A 10,218-nucleotide genomic window follows, 5' to 3' on the forward strand; every position below is an offset into this window, starting at 1 on the left:
GTCAAGCATGTCCTCGGCGAGGTCGAGGCCATCGATGTCGCGCGACTTCAGGTGACCGTCAAAACGGGCAAGGCTCAGGAGATGTTCGCCTACGATCGGCTGGTGCTGACGCTCGGCAGCGAACTGGTGCGCCCGCCGATCCCGGGCCTTGCCGCGCACAGTTTTGATGTCGACACCTATGCGTCGGCGCTACGGCTCGATGCCCATCTGGCCGCGCTGGCCAGGCAGCCAACGTCGGACGCGCGTTCGACCGTCGTCATCGTCGGCGCCGGATTCACCGGGATCGAAGTGGCGACCGAGATGCCGGCCAAGCTCGACCGCGCCGGTGTGACGGGTCATCGGCGCATCGTTCTGGTCGATCCGAGCGCAGTCGTCGGCGCGACCATCGGGCAGAACGCCCGCCCCGTCATCAACGAGGCGCTGTCGGCGCTGAACATCGAGACACGGCTCGCCGTGATCGTCACGTCCGTCGATGCGAGCAGCATCACGCTCAGTTCCGGTGAGGTGATCGCGACCGACACCGTCGTGTGGTGCGCGGGCATGCGCGCAAGCCCGCTGGCCGCCGGCCTCTGCAGTGAGCGGGACCGTTCCGGCCGGCTCATGGTGGACCCGTTCATGCGCGCGAGCGGCCTGAAAAACGTCTTTGCGGCCGGCGACGTGGCGTCCTGCATCGTCGATGGCGTTCATGCAACCGTGATGTCCTGTCAGTTCGCGCGGCCGATGGGGCGTTTCGCAGGTCACAACGTCGTCGCCGACTTGTTCGGTGAGCCGATGCTTCCGCTTAATATCGACTGGTATGTCACCGTGCTCGATCTCGGCAAATGGGGTGCGCTTTACACGGTCGGATGGGATCGCCTGGTCCGCACGACAGGCGCATCGGCCAAATCAACCAAGCTGACCATCAATCACGAGCGGATCTATCCGCCGCGAAGCGGCAGCCGTGCAGATCTTCTGGCCGCAGCCGCCCCCACCTTGCAGGCGCCTCCGGCGGCGCGGCCGTAGCCCACGTTGCTGGGATGCACGTCCCGCAATCTGCGGCGGGCAGCCGCGGGTTCGCGCCGACTACTCACCTCTTCGGCTCCCGCTGCTCGCGTGGGGAGTCCGAGGGCGGAAAGATGCTATCATAGATCGCGCGGGCCTCTCGAATGAGCCGGATCCGCTCGAGCTCCGACTTCGGGACAAATCGAATGACCTCGCCCATTTGCGTGCTCCATTTCGTGCTTGCGGCGAAGTGTAAGATGACGCTCATCATCTCATTCGCCTGACCTCGTTGCGTTCCCTGGGTAGATCGGGGCTCAGCCGGGATTCGCATCCCCACGGGCGATAACATGGCAACAAAAGGCCGTGATCGAGGGTTGGCGGAACTGGCCGACGAAACAATTTTCAGGGGACGAAGAAATCATCCTGAAACAGACAGTCTCTTAATCGGGGGTCCTAATAATCAAGCGCGGGGCATTGCGCGAAGGTGAGTTCGTCATGGTTGACGCAGTCGTAGCACTTCTCGGATTGTTCAGCGCCAGCATCTTTCTGGCGCATGCAGTTGAAATGTATCAGGCGCATGAGGGCCGCCGGGCCTGATCCATTGCCGGAGGTTTTTGCCCTGGACCCTGAGTGGCGCGGATCCGACGTTCGCCACCCAGCGCCCGGTGAGGCTTACGCCGGCACCGACAGCATTTCCCGCAGCTTCCTGACGGCACTGTCAGGCGTCGTCAGAACCGGCCGGCCGGTCGCTTGCGCGACCAGCGGTGCCGCGCCCGCCATGCTGAATTGCGAGAGCGCAATGACGTCGCAGTCGCGCAACGACCGCGCGGCGTCCGCAATCAGCCGGTCGTGCTCGGTGGCATCGCCCCCATCGAGCGCGGCGAGCGCGCCGTCGGCGAGTACCGGTACGACCTCGACGGACTCGGGAAATTCGCGCGGCATCGACGCCAACGTCGGCCGAAAGGTCGACAACAGGCCGATCCGACGTCCCCTCGCGACGGCCTGCTCGATCATCGCTTCGTTCGGCTTGAGCACCGGGATCGGCCGCTCGGCGCGCGCCACCGCCTCGATGCAGGGGCCGAAGGCGGAGCAGGTGAACAGGATGGCGTCGGCGCCGGTTCCCGACGCGTAGCGGCCGAGCTTGAGGAAGCGCTCGGTCATGCCGCGCGTCAGGCCTCCCTCGCGCGCCAGGTCCGCCGAGAGGCTGTCGTCGAGCAGGTTCATCAGCTCGGCCTCCGGCCAGAGTTTTGCGAACGAGGCCGCGATCGGCTGCAGCGAGTGTTGCAAGGCATGAATCAAGGCAATGCGCATCTTGGGTCTCTCGAAGTCAGTTGCTGGCTTGAATCGGAGCGGCCTTCCAAGCTGCGCTCTCTCCCCACGCAACCGGGTTGCCCGGCTGCTCATCTGGCCCGCGGAACTCCGGCGAGCCTGGCTTGTGCCGGAGAGGGGTTAGCCGAGCTCGGCGCACATGTCACCCCCATGCGACCCGGGGGTGCGAAGGATTTCGGTCACGGATAAATGATGGAATTTGAGTTCCCACGGCAACGATCGCCGAATCTGGAGCCGAATGGCGCTCGCAGCTTAGCTCGTGGCTTCCAGCCGCTCCTCTGTGAGCAACCGTATGGCGGCTCGGCGTCCATCGACTCGCCGATGGCAAAGCCCTGCGCGTATTCGCAGCCAAGCTGGTAGAGCTCCGCAGGGTTGCGTGCAGCCGCCCTCAATTTGCTTCGACGAACGAATACTCATGCTGGGCGTCGCGCACGATCAGCGCCCTTTCCCCGTTGCGCTCGTCGACGACGAACTGCCAGCCGTTGGCAGCCGGGTCGATCGTGACGAACGACGTGGTCTTGTCGCGGTTACGCCGAGAGCCGACCACGCTACGCCAAGCACCGAAGTCGAAGGTCGTGGTGCCGTCTTTGGTCTCCACGCGTAGTTCGCCCAGCACCGGGTTGACGTAGCGGGAGGCGAGCCTACCGGCCTGAACCGGGTCCGCTGGAACGACGAGCTGCGCACGCGCTTTGGCGATCTGCGCGGCTCTCTGCATCGCCGCGGCCGTTGCGCGCTCGGTGGCTTCCGGCTTGCCGTCGAAAAGCACTTCCAGGAGCCGCCGCAACAAAAAACCGGTCAGGTAGCCGCCGGTGTCGGAGTTGGTCAGGACCACCAAGCCGACGCCGTGCTCGGGAAGGAACATCATTTCACTGCGATAGCCGGGCAGCGAGCCGCCATGGTGAATGATGGGGATGTCGCGCTGTGTATTCACCAGCAGGCCCATGCCGTACGATTCCCGATAGCCGGACAGCACCTGCGGACGGCGGCGTTCCCAGAGATTCTCGGTCGAAACCAGGCGGCGTCCATCAGGAAGAAGCCCCTGCCGGAGCTCCATCGCGACGTATTGGGCGAGGTCGTGTGCGCTGGTCCACATGCCGCCGGCCGGGCGCACCGGCACGACCGACGCGTCGTTGTCGGCATTTTCCGGCACTGTATTGCCGTCGACATTGACGCCGTGCGGACTGGCATGGTCGCCGCTCAACGCGGTAGCAAAGTCGAAGGTGGTTCGCGACATGCCGAGAGGCGCGAATACCCGACTTCGCATCGCGTCGTCATAGGCGGCGCCCATTTCCTTGTCGGGTTGAAGAACGGATGCGGCCACGTAGCCTGCCGCAGCCGCCATCAGGTTGCTGTATTGGAAGACCTCTCCGAACCGGCTCGTCGGCTGCATTGTCCCGAGCAGCGCGAGTGATGACTCGGGAGTCGCGTGCGTAAAGTTGAACAGCCATTCCAGATCCTGCCGCGGCAGCCCGGTGCAGGCACAGACCAAATGCCTTATCTCAACCTGTCGCGTGGTCTCGGCGTCACCGAGCTTGAAGGAGGGATAGGCTTCCGTGACCGGTTCGTTCCAACGCAACTTGCCTTCGTCGACAAGTTCGGCGAGCAGCAAGGTGGTCATCGCCTTGGTATCGGACGCAGCGAGAAACAGCGTATCTGCGTCAACCGGCTCGGGCTTACCCAGCGTCTTCACGCCGAAGCCACCCTCGAACACGATCCGACCGCCATCGATCAGGCTCAAGCCTACGCCTGGGATCGAGAAGCGTTGCATCTGCTCTGTCACGAAGTCCTTGATCAGGCCGATGCGCTCGGGGTCGAGCGGATGGGCGGCCCGGCCCGCAAATGTTTCGCGCTGGAACCCGGCCGGCTGGAGGCTCTCCTGGATAAGCGAAAAGCCGGCCGCATATTTCTCTCGGGTGGCGCGGGAGGCCTCCGCGATCGCAACCGTCCAATGGCGGTCGGCGCGCCAAGCGAGCGCAAAGACGACCAGCTTTTCGTTGGGAGCGCTTGCATATTCGTAGATGTGCCTTTCGTCCCAACCGTTCCGTGCCTCCTGCGGCAGGACGAGTCGCAGCGGTCGGCTCTCCGTTGGACGATAGTTCTGCCAGGCGGCAGCGACCGCACTGGCTGCGTCCGCTGCGTCGACGTTGATAAGTATCATGTGGGAGTCGCCGCCGGGCGGATCGAGGCGCAACGCATGGTCCCGCGCGGCAACGGTCCAGCCGGTGGGGACGGTGAGATTGACCCCAGCCTCGGTCGTGCACTCAGTGTCTGCTGCAAGCGGCGCTTCGGAGAGCGCATGGCCGGCGCAGGTCGGCCCGGGCTCCGCGAGAGCGCTGAAAACCGGCGCCGACAATGCCAGCCAAAGGCAAAGCAGCCAGAGCAACGAGAGACGCATGACGGCTTCCTATCGCATTTCGAGCGCGTCGAGGCGCACGTCGGGAGAAGCGAGTGCCCGCTTCCGCACTATCGCGGCAACATCTTTCGCGACGCCGAAAGGCATGGGCTACTCATAAATCTACGATTCTAGTCTAGTGCCGCTTTCGAATTGAATCCCTGAAATCGGTTTTGCCGCGCATCAGTCAGGGACCTCAGATCGGCGGCACTAGAAGATCATCAGCCGACGCGAACGAAGAGGCAAGAGGTATTTTTGAACCGTACCACCTTAAGTTGTACAACGCTCAAGTTGCACGGAGGATCGGCCGATCGCCGGCCTCTGTCCATCACTTCTTCGGAAGTGAGACAGGTACCGCCCGCAAGCGCACCGCTGCCGAGATTCAGCTCGCGGCTTCCAGCCGCTCTTCGGTGAGCAACCTGATCGCGGCATCCGCATCCATCGGCTCGCCGAAGGCAAAGCCCTGCGCATATTCGCAGCCGAGCTGGTAGAGCTCGACTGCGTCCGAATCGGTTTCGGCGCCTTCGGCGACCACGTCCATGCCGAGGTCGTGAGCGAGCGCGATGATCGACTTCAGGATCACGGGCCGCGTGCCGCGGCTGGTGGTGCGGACGAAGGACTGGTCGATCTTGATGGTGTCGAACGGGAAGCGCTGCAGATAAGCGAGCGAGGAATGGCCGGTGCCGAAATCGTCGAGCGACAGCCCGGTGCCGAGCTCGCGGATGCGCGTGAGCATCTGCGCGGCGTGCTCGGGATTCTCCATGACCAGCGATTCCGTCAGCTCGATCTTGAGCGTGCCGCGCGCCACCGACCAGCGTGACAGCACCGAGCGGATGTCGTGGATGAGGTCGTGGCGCAAGAGCTGCCGCGATGACACGTTGACGCTCATGAAGATCGGCTCGCGCGCGCGCATCGCGCGCTGCCAGACCGAGAGCTGCCGCGCCGCCTGGTCCAGCACCAGCGTGCCGAGATCGACGATGGCCCCGATCTCCTCGGCGACGGTGATGAACTCGCTCGGCGACATCCGCCCGAGCTTTGGGTGATCCCAGCGCGCCAACGCCTCGAAGCCGGCGACCGCGCGGTCCTCGAGCCGAACGATCGGCTGGTAGAGCAGGCTGATCTCCCCCCGCTCGATGGCGCGGCGCAGTTCGCTCTCCAGCGTCAGGCGGTCCTGCTTGCGCGCGCGCATCGCCGGCTTGTAGACGTCGATGCGGTCGCCGCCGATGCGCTTGGAATGATACATCGCAAGCTCGGCGTCCTTGATGATCTCGTCGGAAATCTGGCTCTGCGGATCGGATAATGCGAGCCCGATCGAGGCGGTGAGAAAGATCTCGCGGTCGTTGAAGGCGATCGGGGCGCGGATGGTTTTGCGGATGGTTTCGGCAAATGCCGTGATGCGCGCGGGATCCTGCTCCGAGAGCAGGATCAGCCCGAACTGGTCGCCGGCGAGCCGCGCCAGCGTGTCCTGGGGTTTCAGGATGCGGGTCAGGCGGCGGGCCAAAGTGAGAAGAATGGAATCGCCGACCGCAATGCCGACGGAATCATTGACCTGCTTGAAGCGATCGAGATCGATTACCATCAGCGTCGGCCGCAGATTCGGCATGCTCTTGGCGAAGTTCGCGAACGAGCCGAGCCGGTCGATGAACAGCTTTCGGTTCGGCAGCCCGGTCAGGTTGTCATGCACGGAATCATGGAGCATGCGCTCCTCGGCATTCTTGAATTCCGTGACGTCGGTGAGCGTACCGACCACACGCGACACCTCGCCGTCGGAACCGACCACCGGGCGTGCCTTCAGCGAGAACCACATGAAATGGCCGTCCGGCGTGCGCAGGCGAAAATCCTGCACCAGGCGGCCGCGGCGTTGGTCGAGCACGCTGTCGAGCGAGGCGCGGAAGCGGTCCTGGTCGAGCGGATGCAGAACCTCGAGCCATTTTGCCGCGGGGCCTTCCAGCGTGCCGCGCTTCAGGCCGAGCAAATGTTCGGTTTCGGGGCTGGTAAAGACCTTGTCGGAGGAGACATCCCAGTCCCAGATCAGGTCGCCGGAGCCGGCAAGCGCGAGGGCGCGGCGTTCGACGTCGGAGACCACGCCCGTGGTGGCGCCGCCGCCGGCAAAGGCGTGCTGCATCACCGTAAAGCCGATCAGCATCACGATCAGCACGAGGCCGCCGAGCAGCGCGGGACCGACGATGTCGTTGGTCACGCTGCCGGCCACCGTCATGCCCGCCGCGCCGACCCAGACCAGCAGCAGGAACCAGGTCGGGATCAGCAGCACCGCGCGGTCAAAACCGTGGGTCGAGAGATAGACGATCAGCGCAAAGCCGGCGACCGCGATCAGCACCAGCGACATCCGCGCGATGCCGGAGGCGACCGCGGGATCGAACAGCGCGAGCGCGACCAGCGAGCTCAGAAAGGTCAGCCAGCCGATCGTGATGTGGGAATAGCGCACGTGCCAGCGCGACAGATTGAGATAGGCGAACAGGAACACCAGCAGCGTCGCCGCCAAGATCGCTTCACCCGCCGCGCGCCAGACGCGTTCGGCGTTGTTCGACATGTCGAGCACCTTGCCCCAGAAGCCGAAGTCGACGCCGATATAGACCAGCACCGCCCAGGCCAGCGCCGCCGCGGCCGGGAACATGATGCTGCCCTTGACCACGAACAGAATGGTCAGCACCAGCGCCAGGAGTCCGGAGATGCCGATCACGATGCCCTGATACAGCGTGAACGAATTGACCTTGTCCTTGTAGGCGTCGGGCTCCCACAGATAGAGCTGCGGCAGCTTGTCGGTGCGCAGCTCCGCGACGAAGGTGACGACCGCACCGGGATCGAGCGTGATGCGGTAGACGTCCGCGGTCGGGCTTTCCTGGCGGTCGGGGCGGTCGCCGGTCGATGGCGTGATGGTCGCAATTCGCGACAGTCCGAGGTCGGGCCACAGCAGGCCGGAGCCGACCACGCGGTAGTGCGGCGCGACGATCAGGCGGTCGAGCTGGTCGTCGGTATTGTTGGCGAGCGCGAACACCGCCCAGTTCTGTCCGCCCTCGCGCGCACGCACCTCGATGCGGCGGACGATGCCGTCGGTGGCGGGCGCGGTCGAAACCTGGATACGATCGGGATCGTTGGAGTGCTGCAACTCGACCACTGCGGTGAGGTCGATCGCGGGCGCATCACCGCGCACGCTGACAGCGTCGATCGCACGAGCCGGCGAAACAACGGCAATAATCATGAAGCCCAACGCCGTTAGCGCAAGGCACCTGCTCCCACGCAAGGTCAGTCTCCGCGTTCGGCGTGCAGCACGCCCTGTCCGAACAAGGCGTACGCCCCCTTGTTAGCCGATAATTGCCACGTACGTGTGGGAAATCAAAGGGTTTCGGGTGACCCTCTGTTTAGACAGATTGTTGATGCCTGTTTAGACGGCCAACACAATTTTGCCAATATGGCCGGAGCTCTCGATCCGCCGGTGTGCGTCGGCCGCCTTTTCCAGCGGGAACGTCGAGTCCATCAGCGGTTTCACGCGGCCTTCGCGCAGCAGCGGCATGACCTTGGCTTCGATGGCAGCGACCATTGCAGCCTTGTCCGCATTGCTACGAGGGCGAAGCGTGGAACCGGTATGATGCAGCCGCTTCACCATCAGCTGGGTGAAGTTGACGGTGGCCTTGGGCGCGCCGAGAAAGGCAATCTGCACGATGCGTCCGTCCATCGCCGCCGCGTCGTAGTTGCGTTCGATGTAGTCGCCGCCGACCATGTCGAGAATCACATTGGCGCCGCCGCCACCGGTTGCGGCCTTCACCTCGGGGACGAAATCCCGAGTTTTGTAGTTGATGGCGCTGTCCGCGCCGAGCTTCAGGCAGGCCTCCGCCTTGTCCGGCGACCCCACCGTGACGATCACCTTCGCGCCAAACGCCTTTGCAAGCTGGATCGCCATCGTGCCGATGCCGGAGGAGCCGCCGTGCACGAGCAGCGTTTCGCCTTCTTTCAGGCCGCCGCGTTCGAACACGTTGTGCCACACCGTCATCAGGGTTTCGGGCGTAGCGCCGGCCTCCTGCATCGTCAGTGACGGTGGCACGGCCATCGCCTGCGCGTCCTGTGCGATGCAATATTGCGCGTAGCCGCCGCCGGCGACCAGCGACATCACCTTGTCGCCGAGCTTGCGCCTGGTCGCGCCCGGTCCGAGCGCTGCGACTTCACCTGATACTTCGAGGCCGGGCAGGTCGCTGGCGCCGGGCGGGGGCGGGTAGTGCCCCATGCGCTGCGAGACGTCGGGCCGGTTGACGCCCGCGGCCGCGACCTTGATCAGGATTTCACCGGGCCCGGGCTGCGGCACCGCGCGCCTTTCAGGCAAGAGCACCTCCGGTCCGCCAGGCTTGGAGATGCCGATCACGGTCATTTGCGCGGGCAGCTTTTCCATGGTTTGTCCTTGCGAAAACGCGGAAAATGAGACGTGCATTTGCTTAGCCAGCCGTACTCGCGCTGGCAACCACATCAGGAGGACATGATGCCGATTGAGGATGACGACAGGCCGCGCAAGAAGATCAGCCACGAGATCGGCCAGGATCTCTCGCTCCTCTCGGTCACCGAGTTGAACGAGCGCATCGCGCTGCTCTCATCCGAGATCGAACGGCTCCAGGCGGCGGTTGCCAAGCGGAACGCCTCAAAGGACGCAGCGAACAGCTTCTTCAAGTCGTGAGAAGGCGAGCGTCACCTGCAGCAAAAGGCAAGGGAAGGAACGACCGATCGCTCGGCCAATGGCCGACATGGCAAATAAAGCTTAAAGAAAACGCCTTGTTTACGATCGGTTAAGCTTTCGGGTTTATGACTAAGACCGTCCTCGTTTGGACACCGAGTGGCTCCTGTCACTCTGTTTGACGCCTCCCTGTTATCAACTTTTAAAGCCGCCGGTCACCGGCGGCTCTTTTTTTTGGCGCATGCCCGAGCGTCGATACAAACCCGCAGAAATACTGAAGCTCCCGCAGAACTACTGAAGCGAAGGCCGGCTCACTACGGAGACGTGTCGCTGCTTCAGGTCCGGCCCATCCGCCGGAAACCATATCCGTAACGATAGTTGCCGGTCCTACTGGACTCTCGTTCCCGCCCGCGCAATGATTTGTTCATCATAAGCCGGCTGTGCGCCGGCCGGGGCGGGGCAGTTGCGTAAGAGGCGTTACCATGGCGGACCGGTCGCAGAGTGATGGGGCTCTGGTTCAGTTCAACGAACGGCTGACCAATTCGGCGGCGTTCTCTAGTCTGTTCCGGGAGGGCATGGATCTGGTCGAAGAGACCGCTGCCTATCTCGACGGCGCCGGCCGCAGCGAGGCCAAGGCGCTCGATCGGGCCGCGAGCCTCACCTATGCGACGGAAAGCATGCGGCTGACGACCCGGCTGATGCAGCTTGCGTCCTGGCTTCTGCTGCATCGCGCGGTCAAGGAAGGCGAGATGACGCTGATCCAGGCCAACCGCGAGAAGACCAAGGTCAAGCTGTCGGCCGCCGATCCCGGTCCCGCCGACATGATCGCCAAGCTGCC

Annotated in this window: 7 protein-coding genes; 3 read left to right on the top strand and 4 right to left on the bottom strand. The window is 64.0% G+C overall.

Translation table 11 applies throughout. The features are described 5' to 3' along the window. On the top strand, positions 1 to 1,002 hold a 1,002-nt coding region (locus JOZ76_RS24005; protein ID WP_291702577.1), incomplete at its 5' end, for an NAD(P)/FAD-dependent oxidoreductase. A gap of 651 nt (positions 1,003 to 1,653) precedes the next feature. Here the strand turns inward: JOZ76_RS24005 and JOZ76_RS24010 are convergent. From JOZ76_RS24010 to JOZ76_RS24025, 4 genes are all read right to left on the bottom strand, one after another. Further along, the gene (locus JOZ76_RS24010; RefSeq protein ID WP_291702579.1) at positions 1,654 to 2,292 is read right to left on the bottom strand and encodes an aspartate/glutamate racemase family protein; all 639 of its coding nucleotides are present in this window, start codon (positions 2,290 to 2,292) and stop codon (positions 1,654 to 1,656) included. A 406-nt stretch (positions 2,293 to 2,698) separates the two neighbouring features. Next, positions 2,699 to 4,705, bottom strand: coding sequence for a serine hydrolase domain-containing protein (locus tag JOZ76_RS24015; protein WP_291702581.1), 2,007 nt, complete (start codon positions 4,703 to 4,705; stop codon positions 2,699 to 2,701). A gap of 379 nt (positions 4,706 to 5,084) precedes the next feature. Further along, positions 5,085 to 7,964, bottom strand: a complete 2,880-nt coding sequence (locus JOZ76_RS24020; protein ID WP_291702583.1) for a putative bifunctional diguanylate cyclase/phosphodiesterase — start codon at positions 7,962 to 7,964, stop codon at positions 5,085 to 5,087. 141 nt (positions 7,965 to 8,105) lie between these two features. Continuing rightward, positions 8,106 to 9,104 (bottom strand): NAD(P)H-quinone oxidoreductase, encoded by a 999-nt coding sequence (locus tag JOZ76_RS24025; protein WP_291702585.1) that lies wholly within the window; start codon positions 9,102 to 9,104, stop codon positions 8,106 to 8,108. A gap of 87 nt (positions 9,105 to 9,191) precedes the next feature. On the opposite strand from JOZ76_RS24025, the gene JOZ76_RS24030 reads away from it, so the two are divergent. Both JOZ76_RS24030 and JOZ76_RS24035 read left to right on the top strand, forming a co-directional pair. Continuing rightward, positions 9,192 to 9,383: a DUF1192 domain-containing protein gene (locus JOZ76_RS24030; RefSeq protein ID WP_291702587.1), complete on the top strand. Its 192-nt coding sequence runs from the start codon at positions 9,192 to 9,194 to the stop codon at positions 9,381 to 9,383. A 479-nt stretch (positions 9,384 to 9,862) separates the two neighbouring features. Next, a partial coding sequence (locus tag JOZ76_RS24035) for a DUF1465 family protein (RefSeq protein WP_291702595.1) occupies positions 9,863 to 10,218 on the top strand: 356 nt, incomplete at its 3' end.

This window comes from Bradyrhizobium sp. (assembly GCF_019244115.1).
Classification (GTDB): Bacteria; Pseudomonadota; Alphaproteobacteria; order Rhizobiales; family Xanthobacteraceae; genus Bradyrhizobium.

Excerpts from the sequence above, each read along its gene's own strand:
- JOZ76_RS24010 (WP_291702579.1), bottom strand. The coding sequence starts at position 2,292 with ATGCGCATTGCCTTGATTCATGCCTTGCAACACTCGCTGCAGCCGATC.
- JOZ76_RS24030 (WP_291702587.1), top strand. The coding sequence starts at position 9,192 with ATGCCGATTGAGGATGACGACAGGCCGCGCAAGAAGATCAGCCACGAG.
- JOZ76_RS24025 (WP_291702585.1), bottom strand. The coding sequence starts at position 9,104 with ATGGAAAAGCTGCCCGCGCAAATGACCGTGATCGGCATCTCCAAGCCT.
- JOZ76_RS24015 (WP_291702581.1), bottom strand. The coding sequence starts at position 4,705 with ATGCGTCTCTCGTTGCTCTGGCTGCTTTGCCTTTGGCTGGCATTGTCG.